At 65.9% G+C, this 26,498-nt stretch carries 22 protein-coding genes; 9 read left to right on the top strand and 13 right to left on the bottom strand.

Annotation, left to right across the window (positions count from 1 at the left end; translation table 11 throughout):
- Position 1 precedes the first annotated feature (1 nt).
- The 6 genes from O0879_RS03255 to O0879_RS03230 all read left to right on the top strand — a co-directional run bounded on the left by O0879_RS03255 (position 2) and on the right by O0879_RS03230 (position 7,487).
- Positions 2 to 1,117, top strand: a complete 1,116-nt coding sequence (locus tag O0879_RS03255; protein WP_289916137.1) for a HupE/UreJ family protein — start codon at positions 2 to 4, stop codon at positions 1,115 to 1,117.
- Positions 1,118 to 1,246: 129 nt separating this feature from the next.
- A complete protein-coding gene (locus tag O0879_RS03250) occupies positions 1,247 to 1,756 on the top strand; it encodes a sigma-70 family RNA polymerase sigma factor (RefSeq protein WP_289897741.1) in 510 nt (169 codons plus the stop codon).
- Positions 1,753 to 2,748: a FecR domain-containing protein gene (locus O0879_RS03245; protein WP_289914584.1), complete on the top strand. Its 996-nt coding sequence runs from the start codon at positions 1,753 to 1,755 to the stop codon at positions 2,746 to 2,748. The genes O0879_RS03250 and O0879_RS03245 overlap by 4 nt, the downstream gene beginning before the upstream one ends.
- A gap of 103 nt (positions 2,749 to 2,851) precedes the next feature.
- Complete coding sequence (locus O0879_RS03240) at positions 2,852 to 5,329, top strand: TonB-dependent siderophore receptor (protein WP_289914583.1); 2,478 nt, start codon at positions 2,852 to 2,854, stop codon at positions 5,327 to 5,329.
- Positions 5,329 to 6,543: a PepSY-associated TM helix domain-containing protein gene (locus tag O0879_RS03235; protein ID WP_289914582.1), complete on the top strand. Its 1,215-nt coding sequence runs from the start codon at positions 5,329 to 5,331 to the stop codon at positions 6,541 to 6,543. The genes O0879_RS03240 and O0879_RS03235 overlap by 1 nt, the downstream gene beginning before the upstream one ends.
- Before the next feature lie 92 nt (positions 6,544 to 6,635).
- Positions 6,636 to 7,487, top strand: a complete 852-nt coding sequence (locus O0879_RS03230; protein ID WP_289914581.1) for an aldo/keto reductase — start codon at positions 6,636 to 6,638, stop codon at positions 7,485 to 7,487.
- 16 nt (positions 7,488 to 7,503) lie between these two features.
- On the opposite strand, the gene O0879_RS03225 is transcribed toward O0879_RS03230, so the two are convergent.
- A complete protein-coding gene (locus O0879_RS03225) occupies positions 7,504 to 8,049 on the bottom strand; it encodes an RNA 2'-phosphotransferase (protein WP_289914580.1) in 546 nt (181 codons plus the stop codon).
- A gap of 17 nt (positions 8,050 to 8,066) precedes the next feature.
- Positions 8,067 to 10,079: a TonB-dependent receptor gene (locus tag O0879_RS03220; protein WP_354670179.1), complete on the bottom strand. Its 2,013-nt coding sequence runs from the start codon at positions 10,077 to 10,079 to the stop codon at positions 8,067 to 8,069.
- Between the two features lie 159 nt (positions 10,080 to 10,238).
- Here O0879_RS03220 and O0879_RS03215 point away from each other — a divergent pair, with 159 nt between their 5' ends.
- Positions 10,239 to 11,462, top strand: coding sequence for a response regulator (locus O0879_RS03215; RefSeq protein ID WP_289910171.1), 1,224 nt, complete (start codon positions 10,239 to 10,241; stop codon positions 11,460 to 11,462).
- On the opposite strand, the gene O0879_RS03210 is transcribed toward O0879_RS03215, so the two are convergent.
- Both O0879_RS03210 and O0879_RS03205 read right to left on the bottom strand, forming a co-directional pair.
- Entirely contained in the window at positions 11,444 to 11,827 is a 384-nt protein-coding gene (locus tag O0879_RS03210; protein ID WP_289914578.1) for an immunity 22 family protein, read from the bottom strand. The genes O0879_RS03215 and O0879_RS03210 overlap by 19 nt on opposite strands.
- 2 nt (positions 11,828 to 11,829) lie before the next feature.
- Entirely contained in the window at positions 11,830 to 14,523 is a 2,694-nt protein-coding gene (locus O0879_RS03205) for a polysaccharide deacetylase family protein (protein WP_289914577.1), read from the bottom strand.
- Between the two features lie 173 nt (positions 14,524 to 14,696).
- Between O0879_RS03205 and O0879_RS03200 the strand changes: the two genes are divergently transcribed.
- The gene (locus O0879_RS03200; RefSeq protein ID WP_255206395.1) at positions 14,697 to 14,819 is read left to right on the top strand and encodes a hypothetical protein; all 123 of its coding nucleotides are present in this window, start codon (positions 14,697 to 14,699) and stop codon (positions 14,817 to 14,819) included.
- A gap of 19 nt (positions 14,820 to 14,838) precedes the next feature.
- On the opposite strand, the gene O0879_RS03195 is transcribed toward O0879_RS03200, so the two are convergent.
- Genes O0879_RS03195 through O0879_RS03160 form a run of 8 tightly spaced genes read right to left on the bottom strand, consistent with a single transcriptional unit; the run spans position 14,839 to position 22,628 of the window.
- The gene (locus tag O0879_RS03195; RefSeq protein WP_289914576.1) at positions 14,839 to 15,894 is read right to left on the bottom strand and encodes an ABC transporter substrate-binding protein; all 1,056 of its coding nucleotides are present in this window, start codon (positions 15,892 to 15,894) and stop codon (positions 14,839 to 14,841) included.
- A 48-nt stretch (positions 15,895 to 15,942) separates the two neighbouring features.
- A complete protein-coding gene (locus tag O0879_RS03190; protein ID WP_289914575.1) occupies positions 15,943 to 17,001 on the bottom strand; it encodes an ABC transporter substrate-binding protein in 1,059 nt (352 codons plus the stop codon).
- A gap of 33 nt (positions 17,002 to 17,034) precedes the next feature.
- Entirely contained in the window at positions 17,035 to 17,916 is an 882-nt protein-coding gene (locus tag O0879_RS03185; protein ID WP_289914574.1) for an ABC transporter ATP-binding protein, read from the bottom strand.
- On the bottom strand, positions 17,913 to 19,178 hold the full coding sequence (locus O0879_RS03180; RefSeq protein ID WP_289914573.1) for an MFS transporter: 1,266 nt from the start codon (positions 19,176 to 19,178) through the stop codon (positions 17,913 to 17,915). The genes O0879_RS03185 and O0879_RS03180 overlap by 4 nt, the downstream gene beginning before the upstream one ends.
- Entirely contained in the window at positions 19,171 to 19,935 is a 765-nt protein-coding gene (locus tag O0879_RS03175) for an ABC transporter permease subunit (RefSeq protein WP_289914572.1), read from the bottom strand. Before O0879_RS03175 ends, O0879_RS03180 begins: the two co-directional genes overlap by 8 nt.
- Positions 19,932 to 20,786, bottom strand: coding sequence for an ABC transporter permease (locus tag O0879_RS03170; protein WP_289914571.1), 855 nt, complete (start codon positions 20,784 to 20,786; stop codon positions 19,932 to 19,934). The genes O0879_RS03175 and O0879_RS03170 overlap by 4 nt, the downstream gene beginning before the upstream one ends.
- On the bottom strand, positions 20,783 to 21,856 hold the full coding sequence (locus tag O0879_RS03165; RefSeq protein ID WP_289914570.1) for an ABC transporter substrate-binding protein: 1,074 nt from the start codon (positions 21,854 to 21,856) through the stop codon (positions 20,783 to 20,785). The genes O0879_RS03170 and O0879_RS03165 overlap by 4 nt, the downstream gene beginning before the upstream one ends.
- Positions 21,857 to 21,878: 22 nt before the next feature.
- Positions 21,879 to 22,628 (bottom strand): class II aldolase/adducin family protein, encoded by a 750-nt coding sequence (locus O0879_RS03160; RefSeq protein ID WP_099388611.1) that lies wholly within the window; start codon positions 22,626 to 22,628, stop codon positions 21,879 to 21,881.
- Positions 22,629 to 22,853: 225 nt separating this feature from the next.
- Between O0879_RS03160 and O0879_RS03155 the strand changes: the two genes are divergently transcribed.
- A complete protein-coding gene (locus O0879_RS03155; protein ID WP_289914569.1) occupies positions 22,854 to 23,906 on the top strand; it encodes an ABC transporter substrate-binding protein in 1,053 nt (350 codons plus the stop codon).
- A 62-nt stretch (positions 23,907 to 23,968) separates the two neighbouring features.
- Here O0879_RS03155 and O0879_RS03150 read toward each other — a convergent pair whose 3' ends face one another.
- The gene (locus O0879_RS03150; RefSeq protein ID WP_289914568.1) at positions 23,969 to 26,341 is read right to left on the bottom strand and encodes a TonB-dependent receptor; all 2,373 of its coding nucleotides are present in this window, start codon (positions 26,339 to 26,341) and stop codon (positions 23,969 to 23,971) included.
- Between the last annotated feature and the right edge of the window lie 157 nt (positions 26,342 to 26,498).

The following is a 26,498-nucleotide window of genomic DNA, read 5'->3' as shown; positions in this document are numbered from 1 at the left end:
CATGCTCGCGTTGCTGCTCACCCTGTGCGCCTGGCTGTCCCCCGCGCAGGCGCACAAGCCCAGCGACAGCTACCTGAGCCTGGCCGTGCACGGCCAGCAGATCGACGGGCAATGGGATATCGCCCTGCGCGACCTCGATTTCGCCATCGGCCTCGATGGCAATGGCGACGGCGCGCTGACCTGGGATGAAATCCGCGCGCGCCACGACGCCATTGCCGCCTACGCGCTGCAGCGCCTGCAGGTGGCCAGCGACCAAGGCGCCTGCCCCTTGAAGGCCGTCGAGCAGCTGATCGACCAGCATACGGACGGCGCCTACAGCGTGCTGCGCTTTGCGGCCACCTGCCCCGGCAACGCCGCGCCAACCACCTTAAGCATCGGCTACACCCTGTTCGCCGACCTCGACCCGCAGCACAAGGGCTTGCTCAAGATCGACAGCGGCGGCGCCACGCAAACGGCCATCTTCGACCCGGACAGCCCGCGCCAGACGCTGTCCCTGGCCGCCCCCGACCGCCTGGCGCAATTCGGCGCCTACATCAAACACGGCATCTGGCATATCTGGATCGGCTACGACCATATCCTGTTCCTGCTGTCGCTGCTGCTGCCGGCCGTGCTGCTGCCGGGTTTGCGCGAACAACGGCAAGGCTTGAAAACGGCTTTTTATGACGTGCTGAAGGTCGTCACGGCGTTCACGCTGGCCCATTCCATCACATTGACCCTGGCCAGCCTGTCGCTCGTCTCGCTGCCGTCGCGCTGGGTGGAATCGGCGATTGCCGCGTCCGTGATCCTGGCCGCGCTGAACAACCTGCTGCCCCTGTTCCGCGGCAAGCGCCCCGTGGCCGCCTTCATATTCGGGCTGATCCACGGTTTCGGCTTCGCCAGCGTGCTGCGCGACCTGGGCTTGCCGCAGGGTTCCCTGCTGGCCAGCCTGTTCGGCTTCAACGTGGGCGTGGAAATCGGCCAGCTGGCCATCGTCGCCGCCTTCCTGCCGCTCGCCTGGCTGCTGCGCAAGACGTGGCTGTACCGGCAAGTGCTGACCGTCGGCTCGCTGGCCATCGCGCTGGTCGCTTGCGTGTGGCTGGTGGAGCGGGTAGCCGATATCAAGCTGATTTCAACGTGATGGCCGCCCGATAGCGTTGTTGGACAGCCACTGCCGGGCCACAAGTCCCGGCAATCGGGCTACAATACGAACAATTCTCAATCGCATCAAGGCCTGTCTGTCCTGTGGACCGTGGCATGGAAAGGTTGCATGCTACGCCCCGAACTGGAACTGCATCGGCAAATCGAAGTCCTCTACAGCGACCACCATGGCTGGCTACAGGGCTGGCTGCGCCGCAAGCTGGGCAACGCCTTCGACGCGGCCGACCTGGCGCACGACACGTATCTGCGCATCCTCGCGCGCGGCCGCGCGCCCGCTCCCGTGGAATCGCGCCAGCACCTGGCGCAGATCGCCAACGGCCTGGTGGTCGACCTGTTCCGCCGCCGGCATATCGAGTCAGCCTACGCGGACGCCATCGCCGCGCAGCCGGAAGCGCTCGTGCCGACGCCGGAAATGCGCGCGCTGATCGTCGAAGCGCTGATGGAAATCGACGCCATCCTGGCCAGCCTGCCGAACAAGGTGCGCGACGCCTTTTTGCTGTGCAAGCTCGAAGGCATGGCCTACGCCGACATCGCCGCGCGCCTCGACGTGTCCGTCTCCTCCGTGGAAAAATACATCGCCCGCGCGCTGCTGGCCTGCTGCATGGCGCAATGCGCATGAACGGCATGCAGTCGCCGCCTGATGGCGCTCCCATCGCCCCCGCCGTGCTGCAGCGCGCCGCCGAGTGGATGGCGCGGCTGTGGGCGGAAGACGCCAGCGCGGCCGATGCCGACGCCTGCGCCGCCTGGCGCGCCGCCCATCCCGAGCACGAACGGGCCTGGGCTCGGCTGCAGCGCTTCGCCCGCCAATTCGAGGCCCTGCCCCGCGAAGTGGCGCGCGGCGCGCTGGCGCCGGCCCAGCGCCATGCCGCCGGCCGCCGGCGCGCCTTGCAGCTGCTGGGATTGATCGCGGCGGGCGGCGGCACGGCCCTGCTGGCGCACGAATCGGGCCTGTGGCAGCGCGCCGCCAGCGATTACCGCACGGCTATTGGCGAGACGCGCGCCATCGTGCTGGCCGACGGCACGCAAGTGGTGCTGGACACGACCAGCGCCATCGACGTGGCATACAGCGCCGGCGAACGGCGCATCGTGCTGCGCGCGGGCGCCATCCTCGTCACCAGCGCGCACGAAACGGCGCCTGTCTACCGTCCGCTGCTGGTGGCGACGCCGCAAGGCACGGCCACGGCGCTGGGCACGCGCTTTGGCGTGCGCCTCGATGCCGACGCCAGCAAGGTGGCCGTGTTCCAGGGCGCCGTCGCCCTGCAGCCGCGGCAGGACGGCGCCGCGCCGGTGCACCTGCAGGCGGGCCAGCAGGCCGGCTATACGCGCCGCGCAGTGCAAGACATCGGCAAGGTGGAAGACAGCGCCGCCGCCTGGGCCGATGGCCGCCTGGTGGCCGAACGCATGCCGCTGGGCGAATTGCTGGCCGAGCTGGGACGCTACCGTCACGGCGTGCTGCGCTGCGACGCATCCATCGCCGGCCTGCGCGTGACGGGCGTGTATTCGCTGCGCGACACGGACCGCTCGCTGGCCAACCTGGCCCTGAGCCTGCCCGTCCAGCTGCGCTACCGCACGCGCTACTGGGTCAGCGTGGGGCCGCGCCAGGCGTCCTGAAAAATATAGGCAAAATAAATGAAAAAAAGTTGAGGGTTTTGGCTTTTCGTTCGGAATACGGGAAGAACCGATTTTTTCCTTCCACTTTCCAAGGATCTGCACCATGCCCCCTCGCCCGACCGCACCCAAGCTGCGTCCATTCCCCCTCGCCGTCGCCATCCAGGCCCTGTTCCTGGCTGGCGCCGCCATGGGCGCCGTGGCCGTCACGGCCCCTGCCGCCCACGCGCAAACGCTTGAGAATGCGCAAGCCAAGCGCCCCTACGCGATCCCCGCCGGACCGCTGGAGCGGGCCTTGACCGCGTTTGCCAGCGCGGCCGGCGTGGAACTGTCGGCCGACGCGGCCCTCTTGCAGGGCAAGCGCAGCGGCGGCCTGGCGGGCAGCTATACCGTGCGCCAGGGCTTCGACGAACTGCTGCGCGGCCAGGGTGTGCGCGTCGTGGCGGGCGCCAACGGCGCCTACGCGCTGCGGGCGGACGCCTCGGCAACGCCATTGCCGGCGCCGGCAAGCGCACAGGCGGTGCCGGCCAGCGCCACCCTGCCCGCCATCACCATCAATGCCACGGCCGAACGCGAAACGGCGACGGGCCCCGTGCGCGGCTACGTGGCGCGGCGCGCCGCCTCGGCCACCAAGACGGATACGGCCTTAAATGAAAACCCGCAATCCGTGTCCGTCGTCACGGCCGATGAAATCAGCGACCGCAATGCCGAATCGCTCGACGAGACCCTGCGCTACACGGCGGGCGTGACGCCGAACCAGCGTCCGCTGGGCAGCGACGATTCCTCGCTGCTGCGCGGCTTCACCATCGAAACGAACGGCATCCTGCAAGATGGCTTGCGCAATTCGGGCCGCACCTTTGGCGCCTCCATCGAGCCGTATGGCCTGGAGCGCCTGGAAGTGCTGCGCGGCCCCGCCTCCGTGCTGTACGGGCAGATTCCACCGGGCGGCATGGTCAACGCCGTCAGCAAGCGTCCCAGCGCGGACGCTGTGCGCGAAGTGGGCATCGAGTACGGCAGCTACCAGCGCCGCCAGCTGAAAGCGGACGTGGGCGGCACGCTCGACGCTCCGGGCGCCTGGACTTGGCGCGTCGTCATGCTGGGCCGCGAAGCGGACACGCGGTTGGATCGCGACCGCGACAACCGCCTGTACTTCGCGCCGTCCCTCACTTGGCAGGCAGGACCGGCCACGCGTTTGACCCTGCTGGCCCGCTACGAGCAGGACAACCAGCAATACGCGTTTCCCAACCAGCTGCTGGCGCCGGGCCCGCGCGGCCAGGTGGACCCCGGTGTCAACCTGATGGGCGACGACAACCGCTTCAAGCGCCGCAACACCATGCTGGGCTACGAGTTCGAGCATGCGTTCAACGATACGTGGTCGCTGCGCCAGAACCTGCGCTACACGCACCTGAAGAACGACCGCACGGACATGTTCCCCCTGGGCTTGAATGACGATGGCACGGTGAAGCGCTATTTCATGCCCGTCGATACGGCGTCGAAAAGCCTGTTCGCCGATACCCAGCTGCAGGCGCGCTTCGCCACGGGCAGCCTGGCGCACCAGGTGCTGCTGGGCGTCGATTACGCGAACATCCGCAACACGGACGAATACCGCCACCAGCAGGGCTTTATCGAGCCGATCGACCTGTACCAGCCCGTGTATGGCAAGCAGCCCCTGGTCCCGGCCAAGTCGCCGACCCGCGCGGACGCCCCGTCGCGCCAGCTGGGCCTGTATGCGCAGGATCAAATCAAATGGGACCGCTGGGTCGTGACGGCGGGCCTGCGCCGCGACAAGGCGACGCAATCGCGCGACGTCACCGACCTCCATGCCGGCAGCGTGAAAGCGGACTACCACCAGTCGCCGTCGGCCACCACGGGCCGCGTGGGCGCCGTCTACCTGTTCGATGGCGGCTGGGCGCCATATGTCAGCTACGCCACCTCGTTCTCGCCCGAACTGGGCGTCACGGCCAACGGCGACGCCCTGAAGCCGTCGCGCGGCAAGCAATTCGAGGCTGGCGTGCGCTATGAACCCGTGGGCCAGCGCGCCAGCTACACGGCCGCCGTCTTCGACCTGGTGCGCGACAACGTCACCACCTCCGACATCGGCAACCCGGGCAGCCTGCTGCAGACGGGGCAAGTGGGCTCGCGCGGCCTGGAACTGGAAGCGCGCACGGAGTTCGCCAGCCGTCTGAGCCTGATCGCGCAATACACCTACCTCGATACGGAGGTCAGGAAGAGCAATAACGGCGACCTGGGCTTGCAGCAGTCGGGCGCGCCGCGCCACAGCGCCTCGGCCTGGGCGCGCCAGGCGTTCGACCTGGGCACGGCCTTGCCCGCGTATGCGGCGCTGGGCATGCGCTTTCTCGGCGCCATGCGCTCGAACTCCGACGGCGACAACCTGAACATCCGCAATGGCGGCCTGACGCAGTGGGATGCGGCGCTGGGCGTGTCGCGCGGGCCGTGGCAGTTTTCCCTCAACGTCAACAATGTGCTCGACAAGCAGACCCTGTATGACTGCGGCTACCTGCCGGGCCTGTGCTACCGCAATGCCGAACGCACGGCCAACGTCAGCGCGATGTACAGGTTCTGATGCCATCGCTGCACATGCGCCCCGCACTGGCGGCGCTGCACCGCTACGCCGGCCTGCTGATGGCCGGCTTCCTCATCGTGGCGGGCGTCACGGGCAGCGCGCTCGCATGGAAGGATGAACTGGAGGCGGCCATGCTGCCCGCCGTCTTCCGCGCAGCGCCGCCAACGCCGGACGCGGCGCCGCTCGACGCCCTGCTGCTGCGCGAGTCCATTGCCGCGCGCTTTCCCCAGGCGAGCGTCACGTACGCGCCGCTGTCCGCGCCGCCCGGCCGCAGCATGGTGTTCTACCTGCGCCCGCCTGGCGACGCGCCGCTGGCCAGCGACGAAGTGTTTGTCGATCCCTACACGGGCGCCGTGCTGGGCCAGCGTCGCTGGGGCGAGATAAGCCAGGGCGCCATCAACCTGCTGCCCTTCATCGAGCGCCTGCATTACGCGCTGGCGCTGGGCGACACGGGCTTGTTCATCTTCGGCCTGGTCGCCATCGTGTGGACGGTCGATTGCTTCATCGGCGCCGCCCTGACCTTCCCCGCGCGCCTGAAAAAACGCTCGCCGGGCAGCAAGCCGTGGCTGCGGCGCTGGCGCCCGTCCTGGCTGCTGCGCCGCCATGGCGGCAGCTATAAACTGGTGTTCGACCTGCACCGCGCGGGCGGCCTGTGGCTGTGGGCCATGCTGCTGGTGTTTGCCTGGAGCGGCGTCGCCTTCAATCTGTACGGCGTGTATGCGGCCGTGATGCAGCCGCTGTTCCCGCACCAGGGGGCCGAGGAAGCGGTGGCGCGGCACACGCCGTCGCCGGGCCCGCAGCTGGACTGGCCCGCTGCGCGCGCGCAGGGGCGCCTGTTGATGCACGCGCTGGCACAGCGGCACGCGTTCGCCATCGTCGAGGAAAACGCGCTGTCCTACGAACGCGCGCTGGGCGTGTACAGCTACAACGTGCGCAGCAGCCGCGACGTGCGCGCCCACAAGGGCCTCACCACCGTCTTCTTCGACGCGGCCAGCGGCCGGCAACTGGCCGCGTGGCTGCCCACGGGCGCGGCCAGCGGCGACACCATCCGCAGCTGGATCAGCGCCCTGCACATGGCCTCGATGTGGGGCTGGCCCTTTAAGATGTTCATCTGCGCCATGGGCTTGCTGGTGGCAGGCTTGAGCGTATCGGGCGTGCTGATCTGGCGCCGCAAGCGCCAGGGGCAAGCCAAAGCCAAAGCCCTCATTCATTAGCACAGCTAATAAGAGCATGCCGATTCCAACGGCTTATCAATAGGTGGCAGACGCCGTACAGTAGCTCCTGTTAATGACTGAAGGAGCTTGCGATGAACCGCGTCACCCTGAATAACGGCATCACCATGCCCGTCGCCGGCTACGGCGTCTTCCAGATTCCCGACCCCGCCGAATGCGAGCGCAGCGTCATCGACGCCATCGCCGCCGGCTACCGCCTGATCGACACGGCCGCTTCCTACCTGAACGAAGCGGCCGTCGGCCAGGGCATCGCCCGCAGCGGCGTCGCGCGCGAGGAACTGTTCGTCACCAGCAAGCTGTGGGTGCAGGACACGGGCTACGAGCGCACGGCACTAGCCATCGAGCAGTCGCTGCAGCGCCTGCAGCTCGATTACCTGGACTTGTTCCTGATCCACCAGCCGTTCGGCGACGTGCACGGTTCCTGGCGCGCCATGCAGGATGCATATCGCAGCGGCAAGCTGCGCGCCATCGGCGTGAGCAATTTTCATGTGGACCGCTTGATGGACCTCATCGCCTTCAACGATATCGCGCCCGCCGTCAACCAGATCGAGATCAACCCCTTCCACCAGCAGGCGGACAGCGTGGCCTTCATGCTCGAGCACGGCGTGCAGCCGCAAGCGTGGGCGCCGTTCGCCGAGGGCCGCAACAACCTGTTCCACAATGAGTTGCTGCTGGGCATCGCCGCCAAGCACGGCAAGTCCGTCGGCCAGGTGGTCCTGCGCTGGCTGACGCACCGCGGCATCGCCGTGCTGGCCAAGACCGTGCGCCGCGAGCGCATGGCGGAAAACCTGGAAATTGACGATTTCGACCTGGACGAAGCGGACATGGCCGCCATCGCCCCCCTGGAAACGGGCAGCAGCAGCTTCTTTTCGCACCGCGACCCGGCCATCGTCCAGTGGATGGCGGCACGCAAGCTCGCTATCTGAATCCCGCACTCCCTCGTCAGGGAAAACCGATGAAGGCTTGCGGCACGGCCTGCGTCAGCCACACGCCATTGGCCGACACGTAGAACACGTGGCCCTGCGCCTGCATGACGGCCGCGTCCACCGTCAGCACGACGGGCTTGCCGTGGCGCGCGCCCACGGCCACGGCCGTTTCGCGGCTGGACGACAGGTGCACGTGGTTGCGCGATCCCGGCAGCAAACCGCCGGCACGAATCGCCTCGACAAAGCGGTTGGCCGTGCCGTGGTACAGCATGGCAGGCGGCGTGGCGGGCGGCAGAGCGATATCGACGGCAGCCAGGGAATGGCCCTGGTTGGCGCGGATGCGCAAGCCGTCGGCACTGATGGCGTAGCGCGTCTTGCTGTCGCGCGCCACCACGTCATCCAATTGTTCACGGGAAAGGCGGCGGCCATGCCGGGCCGATAGCGCCAGCAGCTGGCCGATGTCGGCCCAGCCGTTGGTATCGAGCGCGAGGCCGATTTTTTCGGGGGCGTGGCGCAATATGAGGGAAAGAAATTTACTGGTATTTACTAAATGATCTGTCATGCCCCAGTCTACCGTTATCAGAACGCATATGACAAGGTCAGGCGTACGGAACGGGGTTCGACCGGATGGAAATGCCGGTCGTTCACCCCGTCCGCCGCCTCGCCAGGCAGGCGCGACGCATAGTAATAATCGATATCGCTGGCGCGCTTGTCAAACAGGTTGAACACGTCGAGCGACAGCCGCGTCTTGCGGTTGAGCTGATACGCCAGGCGCGCATACGCCAGTGTAGTCGACGCGGAGCGCACGCTATTGTCCTCGATCAAGGGACGGGGGCCGAAATAGCGCAATTGAAAAGCGCCCGACCACGGGCCCTGGTCCGTCACCGTCACGCCGAACGAAGCCACCTTGTCGATGGCGCCGGGGATATGGTTGCCCGCCGGATCATTTTGCGTATAGCGCGAGCGCGAGGCGGCCAGGTCCAGGTCGAACAGCAGCCACGGCGCGGCGATGTAATGGTTGTTCCATTCGATGCCGTGGCGGCGGCTGGCGCGGCTCGCTTCCGTCTCGCCCGCGTCGCCGACGAACAGCAGTTCCGATGCGATATCGAGGCGCCACAGGGCCAGCGAACTTTGCAGGCCGGGCAGCCATTCCGTGCGCGCACCCAGTTCCACGCCTTTCGTCGGCACCAGGGGCGTCACGGGTGTGGCAGCTTGCCCGTCAGGCAGGCGCGTCTGCGTCGTGCCCCGTGCATCGTTGCTATGAAAACCCTTGCCGTAGTTCACGAAAAATTCCGTCTTGCTCCACGGACCAAGAATCAGGGACAGCTTGGGCGACACCACGTGGTCGTTCGCCGTGCCGCTGTTGCCGGCTATGCTGCTGGCCACATTGAAACGGTAGGCGTCGTAGCGCAAGCCCGCCACCGAACGCAGCCACGGCAGCCATTGCACGGTGTTTTCGCCGTACAGGCCGACGCTGGCCTCGCGCACCCTGTCTTCGCGCACCGTGCTCTGCCGCACCCGTTCCACCGTGTTGTACAGGCCCACGGGCGACAAGCGGTCGTAGCGCGCCTGCACGCCGACCTTGTTGCGCATGGGCAGTCCCGCCAACTCCGTGCTCCAGCTTTCGGCCGCGTTCACGCCCGCCACCGTGCGCCGCTCGCTTTGCTGGAACTGGTCGCCGGCGACCGGGTTGGCGAGGAAATAGGTGAAATCGCTGTTCAGCTCCAGTTGCGAGCGGATCAGGTAGGCATCCAGTTCGAACAGCCCCTTCTCCGTGCGCTTGCGCATGGCGTACGACAGGCTGTAGCGCGACGTGTCGCCGCCGTCGCTGGGCGCCAGCGAGCCGAAACGGCCGATCTGGCCCGATGCCACGGCGCGCAGCGGCACCTGGTCCGTGGCATTCCAGCTGTTGCGATACGCCATGCCCGTCACGCTGAAGCCGTCGTCCGGCGTGCCCTGGCTGTAGCGCAGCACGCCGCTGTATTTGCGCACGTTTTCCGGCACGTCCCAGGGACCGTTGTTGCGGTTCACTTCCAGGCCGTACAGCAAGGTGCCAGGCCCGGCAGCGGCCGAATCGGCCACGACGCCGCGCACATAGCCGTGCTGGCCGACGGACACGCTGGCCTGGCCTTGCGGCAATTTGTCGGCCAGGCGGATGCGGGCGCTGCCTGCCGAGGAAAAATCGCCTTCGCCGGCGAAATACGGCCCCTTCTTGTAATCGATGCGCTGCACCAGTTCGGGAATGAGGAAATTGAGGTCGGAATAGCCTTGCCCATGCGCATGCGTGCGCATGTTGACGGGCATGCCGTCGACATAGGTGGCAAAATCCGTGCCATGGTCGAGGTTAAAGCCGCGCAGGAAATACTGGTTGGCCTTGCCGTCGCCGCTGTGCTGGGTGACGATCAGTCCCGGCACGAATTCCAGCAACTCGCCCGTGCGCAAGGCGGGCCGGTTGACGATCAGTTCATTGGTGATGACGCCCTGGCTGGCCGCGTCCGACGTGCCGACGGCGTTGTCATAGTGGCCCGTCACGCGCACGGTGCGCGATGCGTCGGCCCCTGTAGCCCCGTCGGCCGGAACTTGCGCCGCCACTTGGCGCCCCATGCCCAACAATGCCAGTGCACAAGCTGCCACCAGTTTGCGTTTTCTCAATAGCATCGCGTCTCCCCTTTTTATGATGTCAGTACGGGCTCCTGCTGGCTATATACGCGGCGGATGGGCGCCTGGATTCAGCCTTTTCAAGGAGCGAGCGTGAACCTGAACGACAGCACCGGCAAGGCAGGCAGTCCCCCTTCCGACGTGCGCAAGCGCGACGTGCTGCCGTATATCCTGCTGTTCATCCTGCTGGCGGGGCTGCTGGCCGTGCTGGCGGGCGCCCTGTTGCCGCCCTACTACCATGCCGTGCCGGCCCTGCTGTGGAGCCTGGGATTTTGCGTCAGCGGCATGCTGCTGGGATTCCTGTTCGGCATACCGCGCACCCTGCCCTCGGGCACCGTCAACATGGCGCCGCACGACGAGCGCAGCAATGGCAAGGACCGCGCCACGGACGAGCCGCCGGCCGCCGGGGCCGATGCGGCGACGGGCAACGCCAGCAATACCCTGTTCCTGGGCACGCCCACGCCCATGGAAATCAATTCGAATCTGGTGGAAGTGTCGGACTGGCTGACGAAAATCATCGTCGGCGTGGGCTTGATCGAGCTCAAAAGCCTGCCCGGCAGCGCGCGCAACATGGCCGCCTTCATCGCGCCGAGCCTGGACACGGACACGCCCACAGCCATGGCCGTCGTGGGCGGCATCATGCTGTTCTTTTCCGTGCATGGTTTTCTGATCGGCTACCTGCTCACGCGTATTTACCTGTCGATCATGATCAAGCGCGCTGACAGCATGGTCAAGAACGAATCCGTGCGCCTGCAAAGCGGCAAGGAAATCGAAGTGGCGGAACTGAGCCGTTTGCAGCAAAAATCGCTGGAGGACATGCAGGAAGCCGTGACGCAGCTGTTGCTGGCCCATCCGCCGTGCGAGGGCGCGGCCGTCACGGCCCTGGCCGGCATGCCGGCGGAGAAAAAACCCGCCAGCCTGGTGCTGTGGCTGGACGACCATCCGCGCAACAATACCTTGCTGGTGGAACAGCTGGAACGGGAAAACATCAAGGTGGACCAGGCGGTCTCGACGCGGCAAGCGCTGGCCATGTTGCAACAAAAGCCCTATGCGCTGCTCATCACGGACATGGCGCGGGTGGAAAACCGCCGGCGCATCAAGGATGCGGGCATACGCACGGTGCGCGAAGTGCAGCAAGCCCAGCCTGGACTGCCCATCATCGTGTATTGCAGCAAAGATACGATCGCCAGCTACGGCACGGAAGCGGAAGCGGCCGGCGCACGCTTCATCACCACCTCGGGCACCAGCCTGCTGGCCAGCGTCAACAAGCTATTGCATGAGGAACGGGGGGATGGCGCTCAGTCTTCCACGCAGTAACGGTAACTGCCCACGTAATGCAGCGAGCTGTGCTGCGGGTGCGCCAGCTGATTCGGCGCAAACACGCACACGCTGGCATCGGCCAGCACGCCCTGCGCCTGCGCATCCGCGCATGCCTGCGCCAGCCAGCTGTCGCCATACGACGCGCCATCGAGCAGCTGCGCCAGCGGCGCGGCCGACGCCAGCATGGCGCTCTCGAAACAGGCCGGCTCATAGGACGTGAGGCCCGTTTCCAGGAAGAATGGCGACGGTACGGCATCGCCGTCTTCCGTGTACGTGGGCGACAGATAAGCCTGCAGCGCTTCCCAGCTGGGAAAGCGCCCGTTGCAGGCAAATACGTGGACGATGGGCACGCTGTCGGACACGCTTACAGCTTCTCCATCTTTTGCCGCACGGCCGGCGCCGTCGAAGCCGTCGGCGCCAGTTCCAGATAGGTTTTATAGGCCGCTTTCGCCTTGGCGGCATCGCCGGCCTTGGCATACGCGTCGCCCAGGTTCAGGTAGGCAATGGCGCGCGACGGGTCCATCTTGACCGTGTTTTCAAACCAGCGGGCCGCTTCGCGGTATTTTTCCTGCTTGTAGAAGACAAAGCCCAGGTTGTTCGCCGCCAGCGCAAAGTCGGGGCGCAATTTCAGCGCTTCCGTAAATTGCGCTTCCGCCGCCGCATACTGTTTCTCCTTGTACAGCTGCAAGCCCCGGTCGTTGGCCCGCTGCGCCAGCTGGCGCGTGGACGACGGCACGGCGCCAGGCGTGACGATCTTCTGTTCGCCGCCCTGCAAATCCTTCACCGTGACGCTGGCCGCTGCCGGTTTGGCGTCCAGCTTGCTGTTCAGGGCAATGGCTTCCGTCGACAGCTGCGTCGTGTTCGGGCTGAGGAATTCCGTCTCGCCCGGCAATTCAAAGACGAAATCGCCCCCTTCCGAGCCAGGCAGGCTGCCGAATGCGGGCGTCTGGTTCGAGACGCTGGACACGGCCGGCGCCACATAGGCCGCCAGTTCCGTGGCCGTAATGAGGCCGTCGCCGTTCAAGTCGCCCTTGCCCGCCAAGCCTTGCAGCAAGGTCCACGTGAACACGGAGTGGCCGTTCGGTCCGCCGTCGGCCACCAGCTGGTCGCCGCCGCCCGCCGTCAGCATTTGCCGGCCGATGCGCTTGGCGTTGTCGCGCAGGAACGAGCTGGAACCGGCGCCGCGCGTCAGGCCCAGGCCGCTGTAGCACGCATCCATGACGAAGAACGCGTGCTTGGCCGTCAGCGATTCCGCGATATTCTGGATTTCCGTCATCGGAATCGCATCCGTGGCGAATTGCGCCGGATCGGAATCGACGGGCACGATGTAGCCGAGGTCGCGTCCGGAACTGAGCTTGCGCGTGGCGCCGTGGCCGGCGAAGAAGACGAAGATGCGGTCATTCTTTTGCACGCCGCCATGCGCCAGCTTGTCGTGGAAGGCGGCCAGGATGTTGTTGCGCGTCGCTTCGCCATTTTTCAGGGTCACGACGCGCTCAGGCGCGAACGCGAATTTCTCGATCAGCGTTTCGCGGATGCCTTGCGCATCGCGCACCGCATATTGCAGTTTCGGCCACTTGGCGTAGTCGTCGATACCGATCACCACGGCCCAGGAATTGGCGTAACCGGTGGTGACGGGCACCTTTTCCGGCGCCGGGGCCGTGCTTTTCGCGACCTGGAAGCCCGTGCCATCCCAGCCCGCGAATTGATAGCCTTCGGCGATCAGCTTGTCGAGCACGGCCGGCAAGGCTTTCACCGTGCGCTCATGGATGTCGTGGAACAGGACGATGCCCCGCCCCGCCTTGTCGACGGACGCCAGCACGCGATTGGTGATCGAGCTGGGCACGGGGTCGGCCCAGTCCAGCGAATCGATATTCCACATCACGGATTTCAAGTGCGCATCGGCCAGCGCGGCCATGCCTTCGCTGTTGCGCGCGCCATACGGAAAGCGGAACAGCGCGGCCCGCTCGGGACTGATGGCCTTCAACAGCGTATCGGTGCCGAGGATTTCGCCCTTCAGCTTGTCGCCCGTCTGTTTCGACAATTGTGCGTGGCTGAAACTGTGGTTGCCCACGGCATAGCCCTCTTTCATCAGCTTGCGGCTCACTTCCGCGCCCGCGCCCAGCTTGGCGTGGCCTTCCGCGTCGAGCGATCCGAGGTTGCGGCCCACGTTGAAGAACACGGCCGGCACGCCATACTGTTTCAAGATGGCGCTGATTTCTTCCGTGTAGCGGCGGTGCGGGCCGTCGTCGAAGGTCAGCACGATGGTTTTCTTCGGCAAGCCGAGGCCGAAGATTTCCGCTTCGTCCTTCTTGGGTGCGGGCTTGGTTTCGAGCACGGAGCCAGCCGGCGGTGTTGCGTACGGCACGACGATGCCGTTTTCCTTGAGAATCTGTTCGCGGCTGTAGAGTTTTTTCAGCTGCGCCACGTAATCGTCCCACCGTTCACGCTTGAGTTCGATGGCGCGCTGGCCCAGGTTGCCGAAGATTTGCCGGATTTCCTTCTCGTAATTGCGCTCGATCTCGCCCAGCGCGTCGAGGTCTTCCGAAATGCGCTTGTGCAGCTTGATCGCCGGCAAGGACGAATCCTTGGCCACGTCGGCCAGCATGCTTTGCAGCAGTTCGCGGAATGCCAGGCGGTCCGCATCGTACAGGCCGGGATCGGATTCGATATAGGTCAATAAACTGTCGAGCGCCTCGAAACGGCCCGGATTGGTGGGCGCAGTCAATTGATCCAGCACAAGATCGAGCCTGGCGATGCGCTCCTGGTTTTCATGGAACAGCGCCTGCCCCACTTTGCGGGCTTCGTCGCGCGCGCCTTCGGGCAGACTTTGCTCGTCGGCCAGCAACACGATAATCTTGCGGAAATTGCCCAGCAAGTCGCGGAATTGGGCGGCCACGGCGGCCGTGTCGACGGTCGATTGGGGTGCGGCGGCCGGATTGCCCGCGGCGGGAGCGCCCGGCATGGCGGTGGCGGCGGGACGGGTGTACGTATAAATGCCGGCCCCAGCGGCGAGTGCCACGACAACGGTGGCGGCGATCTTGATCGGCTTGGAAGTCACAGGCTTGTCATTCCCTTCACATACTATGCATAGCATTCAGATGGCGCGGATGCGCAAGATGCATAATTGTAAAGCACGCCTGGCACAAGCTCAGCCCGCACGGTGAATTTCGGCAATAATATGGCTGTAAATATGGCAACCAAGCTCCATCGAGCATAAAAACGGAAAAGACGATGCACAAGAAACTCTGCGCAGCCGCGCTGATGCTGGGCGTGGCCCTGATGCTGCTGCAACTGCGCGCGCATGCGGGCGACGACGTGATCAACGTGGCGGGACGCGTATGCCTGCCCCATTGAGCCACGTCCCGCGCTGACGCTACACCTTGGCCGGCTCCCAGTAATTGGCCAGTCCCAGCTTTTTCAAGCCGGCCGCGACGAAACGCGGTTCCAGCAATTCTTCCGCCGTCAACGGTTGCCGGATCAGCTTTTGTTCCTGCGCAAACGCCAGCACCCGGCGGTAATGGCGGTACACGGCATCGTCGTACAGGGGCGACCAGCGCTCCTTCCACTGCAAGCCCGGATCGTCGTAGCTGCGCCGCACCACGCTGTCGGGCGTGCCGTTGCGCGTGCCATCCTTGATGACGGCTTCGCGGTTGCCGTCGAGCGCCGCCCAGTGCTGGGCCCGCAGCCAGGCCGTGGCCACGAGTTCCGCGATGTCGGGATGGGCTTGCGTAAAATCACGCCGCGCCCACAGTTCCGCCCGCATTTTACGCTCGGGTAAGCCCTTGCTGGACCAGATGATGCGGCCGATGCCCTTGTCTTCCAGCGGATAGCCATTGATCATGAACAAGGCGTCGACGGCGCCCGTGGCCAGCGCGGCCGTGCCCGGTTTGAGGTCCATATTAATCAGGCGAAAATCCGTGGGCGACATGCGCTGGTCGGCGATCAGCTGGCGCAAGCCCAGTTCCCACGGCCGGCCCCGGTGCACGCTGATGCGCTTGCCTTTCAGCTCGGCCAGCGACGTGGCGCGCGAACCGGTGGGCACCAGCAGGAACTGGTCCGTGCCCCGCCCCGCCGGCACGATCACCTGCGTGCGCACGCCGCCCGCGTTGAGTATGACGGACGGCAAGTCGCCATACGCGGCCATGTCGATGCGTCCGCTGGCGAACGCTTCATTCATCGTCGCGCCCGTGTCGCCCGTGACGGGCAGCCATTCCAGCCGCACGCCCCGCTGCTTCAGTTCGCGCGCCAGCCAGCCTTCCTGCTGCACCCGGTAGGCGATGCCGCCCAGTTCCGCCTTGCCATTCTCTGCAAAACCCGTCGAGGCGATGCGCAGGGCCGCCGGCGGCGCCCCCGCTCCTTTCGCTGCCGACACTGCCTGTCCCGCCAGGGGCAGCAGCGCCAGCCCGCCCATCACCGTGCGTCGCCGCATCGCATTCTCCTCATCATCAAGCATGGCCACTGTCGACGTACTTCCCGCTCAAGCCGCCCGGCGCGCGAGCGCCAGCGCCGCTTCGAAAGGACGGGGGTCGATCCACGCGCGTACGTCGACCTTGCTGGGCAGGAAGTTCCAGCGGAACAGGAAATCGCTGAAATCCTGCAAGCCCGCGATCGACGTTTCCGCCAGGTCCGTGTCCAGGCGCAGATGCGCATCCTTGCCGTAGGCCACCTGCACCCAGTGCTCGCTGGCATTCGATTCGCGCGCGAGGAAACGGCGCGTCTCGTCCGCATGGCCGCGCGCCCACGCTTCGGCCCGCAGCACCTGGTCGACCAGGGTGACGGCGGAAGCAAAATGGTTGTCCAGCAAGTGCGCATCCACGCTCAGGGTGCGCGGCGTGCCGTTGTTGGCGCGGATCAAGGGTTCCGGGTGGATGCCCGTGTCGATCACCGTATGCAAGCCGAACTGCTGCGCCAGCTGGGCGGCCGACGCGCCTTTCAGGAAGATGGCGTCCACCTCGCCCCGCAAGAGGCCCAGCAATTCCGGGCTTTGCCCGCCGCGCCGGGCGCCGCTGAACAGATTCGTCGCCGCACCCTTTTCCGGCGCCGCCTCGCTCTGGCCCGTATTGACCACATAATCGACCAGTTCCACGTCTGCCACGGCCAGCCCTTCCAGGCTCAGCGCATTTTCCAGCCCCCGCAAGGCTTGCGCGCGCGCAAAGTCGATCTGCGCCTTGCTCCACAATGGCAAGCCGAAGCGCCGGCCCTTCAAGTCGCGCACCGTCTGGATGCCGCTGCCGGGCAAGGTCAATATCAGCTGCGTCTCGTCCGACCACGACAGGCCGATCACACGCGTCTCGCGTCCCGCCGCGCGCGCCCACAGGGCCGGGATATTGCCGCCGTGACGCACGGAGTTCTGCAGGGTATGGTCGAAATGCGATTCGCGCACGGCTTCCTGGTCCGATTCGCGCAAGGAGCGCAAGCTGGTGCCGTCGGCGCGCAAGGCTTCTTCCAGCCAGCCTTGCTGCAGGGCTATCCCCAGGCCCGTCGGGACGGGGCAGCGCGTGTACCACAGGGTGTCGAGTGCGTTGCTATTGCTCATCTTGTATCTCCAGGTTGATGGATATCAAAAAAACTACAGCGCCATCCTGCGCGCCCATTCATTGCCATCCCACGAGCTGCTGGGGTGTTCTTCCCGCGCCACGGGCGCGTGCGATTCGTCGAGGTCGCTGAAATCCGCATGCAAGCCATCGCGGATGGCGACAAAGCCGGCCGAGCCGCGCTGGCGCGGGTGGGCCAGCGGCACGTCCTGCACCCGCCGCACCTTGCCGGGACGCGCATCGAGCACGACGATGCGGTCGGCCAGGTAGACGGCTTCATCGATGTCATGCGTGACCATCACCATGGTGATGCCCTCGTCTTGCCACAGGCGGCGCAGCTCCTGCTGCAGGCGCAAGCGGGTCAGCGCGTCGAGCGCGCCCAGCGGTTCGTCCAGCAGCAGCACGTCGGGCCGTCCCACGAGGGCGCGGGCAATCGCCGCCCGCTGCGACATGCCGCCCGACAATTGATGCGGATAGGCATCCGCATAGCCATCGAGGCCCACGCGGCTGATTTCCGCCGCCACGCGGGCTTCGCGCTCGGCCAGCGGCACCTTGGTATTGCTGAAAGCAACGGCCACGTTTTGCTGCACCGTCAGCCAGGGGAACAGGCGGTGATCCTGGAACACGAGGCCCCGGCGCAGATCCGTGCCACGGATGGGCGCGCCATCGTGCAGCAGCAAACCCGTGTAATCCGTGTCCAGGCCTGCCAAGAGGCGCAGCAGGGTTGATTTACCGCAACCTGAGGCGCCCACGATGGCGACGAATTCGCCCGGCGCGATGGTCAGCGAAATATCGTCGAGCACGGGCAGCGGCGCGCCTTTCAGGGAAAACGACTTGCTCACGTGCTGCACTTGCAAGCCGCCGCTCAGGTGCTGCTGTTGCGGCGACAAGGTCGATGGGGAAACAACATCATTCATGGCGCACTCTTTGCGGTGGGGGCGAGGGAAGGAATGGCGGCGGGCGGCGACCGGCGCAGCCAGCGGCTGCCGTGAAAAACCAGCCAGGCGGCCAGCCAGGGAAATAGCCAGATCAGGAACACATTGCGCAAGCCCGTCAAGTCGGCCAGGCGGCCCGCCGCCAGCGCGCCGGCCGTGCCGCCCACCATGCCGAACAGGGTCAAGTGGGCGGAAACGCGGGCCTTGTCGACGGGGGCGCGGGCGATATTGTCTGTATTGACGAGGTTATTCACGCCCAGGCCCAGTCCCAGCAGCACGGAGGCGGCCAGGTAGGCGATGCTGGAAGGCCACAGGCCCAGGATCAGCAAGGCCGCCATGATGGCCAGGTGGGCGCCGCCATACAATTGCTCGTGGTAGCGGCTGGCCAGCACGAAACGGCCCAGGAACAGCAGCACGAGTACACAGCTGAGTCCCTGCACAGCCATCAGCCAGACGGAGTGGTGCGCAGGCCAGTGCAGCACGCGGATGGCCAGCAAGATGGAAAACACGCCCACGCTGGACGCCGTGAAGCTGGCGAGGATTTCAAACAGATAAGTGACGCGCACGATGGGCAGGCGCAGCAGTTCGCGCAGGCTGGCCGCGCCCGGCAGCGTGGAGTGACCGGCCTGCTTGCGCGGCGCCGTATTGTCAGGCAACACTTGCCAGCCCAGCACGGCCAGGATGGCGAACATCAGGGCCGAGATCAAAAAGCCCGCCTTCAGCCCCAGCTGCGCGATCAGGTAATTGCCGCACAGGGGGCCCAGGAACTGCATGCCGAGTATCAACGTCCCCTTGTACCAGCCCGCCTTGCCCTGCCCCAGTTCCGGCAAGCGCACGAGAAACACGGTGCTCATGGCCACGATGCGCAGCGAAATGCACAAGCCCACCAAAAACATCAGCAGGGCCACCCATTGCCAGCCGGGCAACCACGGCAGCACGCAAAAGGCCAGCGCCAGGCTCAGGCTGACACCCGCGTACAGATGCTTCGGATTGCCGCGTGACAAGATGTAGCCGGCAGGAATGGTGCCCAGCGCCATGGCCAGGGTTTCCGCGCTGCTGATCGCGGCCAGCTGGAAGTTGCTCACGTGCAAATGCAGCCCCAGCAAGGTGGCCAGTACCTTGTTCATGCCGATGGTCACGCCAGACAGCAGGGTCAAGCCGATAAAGCGCAGCAAGAAGGCGCGCAACTCCCCTTCGCGGGCGCTGACGGCCGCGTCCGGTTGGAATGGCAGGGATTTACTCACTGCTGCGCCCCTTCACCAGCAGGCGCGCGAGACGCGCAAACGCCACGTTCATCGCTTGCGCCAGCAAGGCGATCACGAGCACGGCCAGCAAGACGACATCCATGCGGCCCGACACTTCGCCATTGAGCAGCAATGAACCCATGCCGGGACCGGCTGAAAACAGCAGTTCGCCGCCCAGGCACGCGAGCCAGGCGAACGCCAGCGCATGCGTGACACCCGTGACGATGGCCGGCATGGCGCCCGGCAGCAGGATCTGGCGCAAGGTCTGCCAGCGCGTCAGGGTCAGCACCTGTCCCACTTCGCGCAAGCGCCCTTCCACCTGGCGCATGCCCGCATAGGTGTTGAGCACGGTGGGATAGAAGGCGGCGATGGCGATCACCAGCAGCTTGGCGCCGTCGCCATTGCCCACCCATAAGCCCAGCAAGGGAATCAGGCCCAGCAACGGTACTTGCCGGATGCTGTGAAACAGGGAGCCGATCAATCGGTCCGCCAGCGGCGACTGCGCCATCAGCGCGCCCGTGACGATGCCGGCGCTGCCGCCCAGCAGCAAGCCGGCCAGGGTACGGCCCAGGCTGGCGCGCAGGTGCACCCACAGCTCGCCCGTGACGAGCAAGTCGCGCAAGCTGTGCGCCAGGTCGCCCAGGGAGACAAAGATATAGGCTGCCGCCGCGCCCTGGCCGGACGCCCATTGCCAGGCGCCCAGCAAGGCCAGCGGCAACAGCGCGCCCTTGATGATCTGGATCAAACGTTGTTTCATGTGGCGCCTCCCTTACCATCGCCACTACGTTTCCAGCGCATCAGCCGTGCTTCCAGCGCATGGCAGGCCCGGTCCAGGCCAAAGCCGATCACGCCCGTCAGCACCACGCCCACCATCACCACGTCGAGGCGGAACATTTGCCGGCCCATTTCCATCATCTGGCCCAAGCCGCTGTCCGCGGCCAGCAATTCCGCACCCACCAGCACCATCCACGAGCGCGACAGGGCGATGCGCATGCCCGTCAGCGCGGCCGGCACGATGGCCGGCAAGACGATCAGGCGGATGCGCTGCCAGCGCGAAAAGCAATACACTTGCGCTACCTCAAAGTAGCGCTGCGACAGGTTGCGGATGGCGTCATGCACGGCCAGCGCGACGATGAAGAAACTGGCCTTGGCAACGATAAACACCTTGAAACTCTCGCCTATGCCGAACAGCAAGATGAACAGCGGGATCAAGGCGACGGTCGGCAACTGGCGCAAGACATTGAAGGTGGGGTCGACATAAGCGCGCAAGCCAGGGGACAGCCCCAGCACGACGCCAAAGGCCAGGCCGCAGCTGGCGCCCAGGCCAAAGCCGGCCAGCAGGCGGAACAGGCTGATGCCCAGGTGCTGGCCCAGTTCGCCGCTTTCGGCCAGGTCGCGCGCCGTCAGCAGCACTTGCCATGGCGACATCAAGATGTGCGCAGGCATCCACTCGAAGGTGGTGGCGGCCGTCCACAGCAGCAGCAAGGCCAGCGGCGACGCCCACACGGACCAGGGTGAACGGATAAAGCGCTGCAGCAAGGGGACCGAGGTTGCGCGCGCTGGCGCGGGGGGGCGCGGCAAGGCGATGGCGCGGGCGATGGAAGTCATGGTGCCCAGTACGTTTGCAGTTTCAGCTGCGCCAGCGCCGCGTTGACAAACTGGGGCGCGAACAGGCTGTCGACTTGCAGCGGCCGCCCGATCAGGCCCGCGCTCTTCGCGTACGCCGCCTCGCCCACGTAATGCTGGCGCAGGCTGGCCGTAAACAGGGGCGACCAGCGCGCCTGCCACGGCGTGTGGTCGCCCGCCAGTTCGCGCCGCACCACGCTTTCCACCTGGCCCGCGGCCGCCTCGGTGCGCACGTATTCGTCTTCGCCACCGGCGCCGGCGGCCCGGTGGTGTTCGCGCACATAGGCCGTCACCACCAGCTGGGCCAGCTGTGGCCAGCGTTGCAGGAAGCCGCTGTCGGCCCACAGCTCGGCGCGCATCTTCCAATCCTGCGGCGGCGCCTTGCTGGCCCAGATGATCTTGCCCACCTTTTTATCTTCCAACAGGAAGGCATCGCTGAGGGTAAAGAAGGCATCCGCGCCGCCCGTCGCCACGGCCGCCGCGCCCGCCTGCGGATTGAGGTTGAGGATCTTGACGTCGCGCAAGGTCATGCCATTCGCTTCCAGCAAGCGCGCGAACGGGTATTCCCACGGCCGGCCACGGTGCAGGGCGATCTTCTTGCCCTTCAAATCCTGGATCGATTTCGCCGTGGAACCGTTCGGCACCACCAGATAGGTATTGTTGGCGCTGCCGCCGGGCAAGATCAGCCGCGTCTGCAAGCCCGATGCATTCGCGATAATCGACGGCAAGTCGCCATACTGGGCCAGGTCGATCGAATGGTTGGCAAACGCTTCGTTGACTTGCGTGGCCACGGAATTGGTGGTGACGGGCACCCATTCCAGCTTCACGCCCAGCTTACCCAGTTCGGCCGACAGCCAGCCCGTCGACGCCACCTGGGCGGCCGAGCCGGCAAACACGGTCTTGCCGGACGGCGCCGTGCGGGCCACGACGGCGATGCGCACGGCGGCTGGCAGCGGATCGGCGGTCGCCGCCATCGCTGGCGCCAGCAGGCTGGCCGCCACGGCGGCGGCGACTGCCTTGCGCCAGATCAAACGTAAGAATTTCAATGACATTGCGGGCCTGTTCGTGAAAGGGTTACACCAGGTCGGTGGCGGGCAGCAGCGACAAGGCGCGCGCCGTGTCGATCAGCTTGCTCATCTTCCATTGCTGCAGCAGCACGCCGGGGCCGAAATCGCGCGATCCGCCGATGGCTTCGGCCGCGATCTGGATCTTCGCGCCCTCTTCCAGCAGCAGGATGAATTCCGCCAGCTTCAGCAAGCCCTGCTTGCCCCACACAGTGGCGCCGCCATTCGCTTCCAGGATGGCGGTCGCATGCGTGTTGCGGGCGATTTCACCGAGGATGAAATCGACTTCCGGCTGGCGGCGGTCGATATAGATGGGAATTTCGCGCACCAGCTGGTAGCGCTGCACGGGCACGTAGCGGATCGGCAGGGTGCGGTGCGTCTGCGCCCACGCGCCCAGCGACGGCGAGTGCACGTGCGAGATCGACGTGACCTCGGGCCGCTCGCGGAACAGTTTCAAGTAGCGCGCGCCGCCGTTGTTCGCGTCGCCCACGAGCACCGTGCCATCGAGCGCCAGCACGGCCGCCTTCAGGGCCTGGCCGCGGCGGAACGGGCCCGGATCGTTGACCACCACCACCTTGTCGCCGCCCGGCGTGCGCTCGACGAAGCCCACCGTGCCGTTGGCCGTCAGGCTGCCCGTCTCGCGCAAGCCGTCGAAGGCGATCTGCGCATCGCGGCGCACCTGCTCCACGAAGGCCAGTTCGGCCGCCGTCAACTCCTGCACCTGTACTTGTTGTGCTTCCGCTTGTGCCACGTCCGTCATGTCATGCTCCATTCGTTGGGGTTGGAATACGGGTCAGTCCTGCCTCTACTTTCGCAAGACGCGTGCCAGCGCCAGTGCCGGGAAAATGGTGCATGGCTGCTGCCTGCGCAACAGCGGCTGCTGGCGCGGCAGCAGCACCGTCCGCACGCGCTGTCGGCCAGCCAGCAAGCGGCGCGGGCACGTTTCCTGCACGGTTACAGGCTTCCACCACCACGAAGGAATCCCATGACTACCGTAACTGTCCCCGCCGTCGATACCGTCTGGTTCACCCGCTGCCCCGTGCCCACGGCCACGGGCCTGGCCTACAAACTGGGCTGGCTGGACGAGGAATTCGCCCGCGACGGCATCGCGTTAAAGACCCTGCAGGAAGTGGGCGGCGAACTGGCGCGCCACCATTACGACCATGGCCTGTCCACGCTCGTGCGCGAAGGCGGTAACCTGCTGGCCCTGCCCGCGCGCGCGCAAGGGGCGCCCACGCGGCTGATCGGCCTGACCTGGATCGACGAGTGGCAAGCCATCCTCGTGCGCCCCGGCTCCGGCATCGCGACGCCCGCGCAGCTGCAGGGCAAGCGTCTGGCGCTGCCCGTCTTCCGCGCCGAGGACTTGCGCGACAACCGGCGCGGGCGCAGCATCGCGCGCGGCATGAGCCTGGCCGGCTACAAGGGCGTGCTGGCGTCGGCCGGCCTCACGCTCGACGATGTGCATCTGGTGGAAGTGGGCGGCGAGGCGCCGGCGCAAGCCAATCTCGGCGCGGGACTGTGGCAAGGCATCGCGCCGCTGCTGCGCGGGGAAGTCGATGCCGTCTACGTAAAAGGCGCGGCGGCGGCCGAGGCGGCCCGCGCGGCGGGGCTGGAAGTGGGCATAGACATCGACGCCCTGCCCGACCGGCGCTTCCGCGTGAATAACGGCACGCCGCGGCCGATCACCGTGCATGAGACCATGCTGGAACAGCATTTCGAGCTGGTCGTGCGCTTCCTGACGCAAACCCTGCGCGCCGCGCACTGGGCCCGCAGCCACAAGGAAGACGTGCTGGCCATCCTGCAGGGCGAGACGCGGGCCGGCGCCGACGCCGTGGCCGAAGCCTACTGCGACGGTTTTCACCTGACCCTGGCGCCCGACCTGTCCGACGACAAGGTGACGCTGTTCCGCCAGCAGAAGGATTTCCAGCTGCAGCACGGCTTTCTCGATCGCGACGTGGATATCGAGGCGTGGATCGACCGCCGGCCTTTGGAAGAGGCGCAGCGGCGCCTCGACGCGCTGCTGCAAGCGGCGGCGTAAGCTGGCGCCATAAACGACAAGGCCGGCGCAATCGCCGGCCTTTTTACATCAGGCGGTCAGGCTCAGAACTGCAGCGTGTACGACGCCCCCACCGTGCGGCCCTGGCCGATGATGACGGTGTCGCCATTCACGGCGCCCGGCACGAAGCTGGTGAGCGTATGGTTGCGATAGACCTTGTCGGCCAGGTTGTTCGCATATGCCGTGATGCGCTGCTTGCCGCCCGGGAGCACATAAGACAGGCGCGCATTGGCCAGCGCGAAGCCGCCCTGGTTCAGCAGGTCGCGCGCGGCATTTTGCGGGTCGACATAGTAGTACTGCTTCGACGTGTAGCGCACGTCGCCGCTGAACACCAGCTGCGCGCCATTGCCCAGCGGGTAGCGGTAGTCGGCAGCCAGCAAGGCCGTCACGTGGGGCGAGCGCACGAATTCATTGCCGGAGCGGTCGCCGCCATTGTTCTGGATGGCGAAATCGTCGAATTCCGTGCGCAGCAAGCCGATATTGGCGTTGAGGTGCAGGTTGTCCGTCGGCTGCGCCTCGAGCTCGAATTCCGCGCCATTCACGTGGGCCTTGCGCACGTTTTGCAGGTAATTGACGCTTTGCGTGGGGTCGCCGTTGTACACGCCCGTGATATTCACCTGCACGTTCTTGTAGTCATAGTGGAAGACGTTGGCGTTGAAATTCAGGCGTCCGTCCAGCCATTCCGACTTGATGCCCGCCTCGAACGAGTTCAGGGTTTCCGGCTTGACCGTGTTCAGGGCGCGCACGTCCGTGGCGCTCGTGTTGTAGCCGCCCGACTTGATGCCGTGCGCGTATTTCAGGTAGCCGCGCAGGGTGCGGCTGAAGCGGTATTCGGGCGTCACGTCATACGTCAGCGCATTCCACGTGGTCGACGGGTTCGACGTGAAATTGTTGTTGGCCACCGAGGCGGCCGCGTAATTGCCGCCATTGACCGTGTTCCACCAGTTCGATGCATCGCCAAACGTCACCGTGTTCGATGCGGCCTGCACGCGCTGCAAATCGAGGTCCTTGGTTTCCGTCGTCCAGCGCAGGCCGAAGGTGGACAGGAACTGCTCGCTGAAGTTGACGGTCGTGCTGCCGAAGATGGCCGCGCTGCGCGCCTTGTGCTGGTAGACGGTGCGGTTGTAGCCGACGGGCTGGGTGCTGCCCGCCAGCGCCGGCACGGTGCCGTTGGGCAGGCGCGCGCCAGCCGAATCGGAATCGATCTTTTCATTGAAGTAGAACAGGCCCGCCACCCAGCTCACGGTGCCGTTTTGCGGCGACGTCAGGCGCAGCTCCTGCGACACTTGCCGGCTGCTGGCCTTCGAGCGGCTGCGGCCCACTTCCAGCGGCGTGTTGTCGCTGTCGCCCGTCGCTTCGTTGCGGAAATTTTCATAGCCGGTGATCGACGTCAGGGTCAGCTCGCCCAGCGCGTATTCCAGGTTCAGCTGCGCGCCGCCCTGTTTCACGTCGCTGTCGGCCGGCGCATTCGTGCTCACGTCATCGGGATTCGTGCTGGGGATGTAGCCATTGCGATACACGCCATTCGCGCCATAGCTGGCCACGGTGGTGGTGGCGCCCTTGGTCGTGTAGTCGCGGTAATGCAGGTTCAAATTGGCCGTCAGGTCGCGCCCGATCAGGGCCTTGAGCTGGCCGCGGATGGCGCTGTCCTTGAGCTTTCCATCGCGCTCGCCCGTAAACTGGTTGTGGAAGCGGCCCTTGTCCTGCTGCTCCGTGTGGAAGGACAAGCGCCCCGCCAGCACCTCGTCGACCAGCGCGCCGCCGATGGCCCCTTCGGCCAGCTTGGTGTCGTAGCTGCTGTAATCGACCTTGGCGTAGCCGCTGGACTTGAACGACGGTTTGCGCGAAATCACGTTGATGGCGCCGCCCGTCGTGTTCTTGCCCCACAGGGTGCCTTGCGGGCCGCGCAGCACTTCCACCCGGTCCAGGTCGAACAAGGGAAAACCCGTGGCGCTGGAATTGCTGATGTAGACGTCGTCGAGGTAAAAGCCGACGGGATTCGGGAAGTCGATCTGCTGCTGGCCCGCACCGACGCCGCGTATCCACCAGCGCGGACGGCCATGCTGCTGCGTGCCGGCCGAGGCGTTCGGCACGTAATTGAGGATTTCGCTGGCCGAGCGGCCGATGCCCGTGTCGAGCAGCTCCTTGCCGCCCAGGACCGTGATCGCGCTCGGCACCTTCTGCGCGGATTCTTCGCGTTTTTGCGCCGTCACCGTCACCGATTGCAGCGCGGCGCCCTCGCCGGCGCCGTTCGCGTCGGCTGCGGCGATGACCTCTGCACCGGGCGCTTCGGCATGGGCCATCCCATGGACGAGCATCAGGCCGCCGATGGCGAAGGCCGAGCGCAGCGCGCGGCGCACTGGCGTCAAGTGAAAGGGGAAAGAGGAAAAGGCGGCGGGGGCAGTCGAACGGCGCATGGGTGATTATCCTTGAGTAAAGTCAAAACGCGAGATGGTGATGACCTGTATTGCAAGGGGCATGCCCGCTGCCGCAGCGCAGCAAAATCGTCGTTAAGTGATTGATTTGAAAGGAAGACTATCGGAGTGATAGTGCTGTTGATTTGGCAGCAGCGGC

The organism is Janthinobacterium sp. SUN120, from assembly GCF_030397735.1.
GTDB classification, from domain to species: Bacteria; Pseudomonadota; Gammaproteobacteria; order Burkholderiales; family Burkholderiaceae_D; genus Janthinobacterium; species Janthinobacterium kumbetense.
The sequence above is the reverse complement of the archived record's forward strand: the minus strand, read 5'-3'. Positions and strand labels throughout refer to the sequence as shown.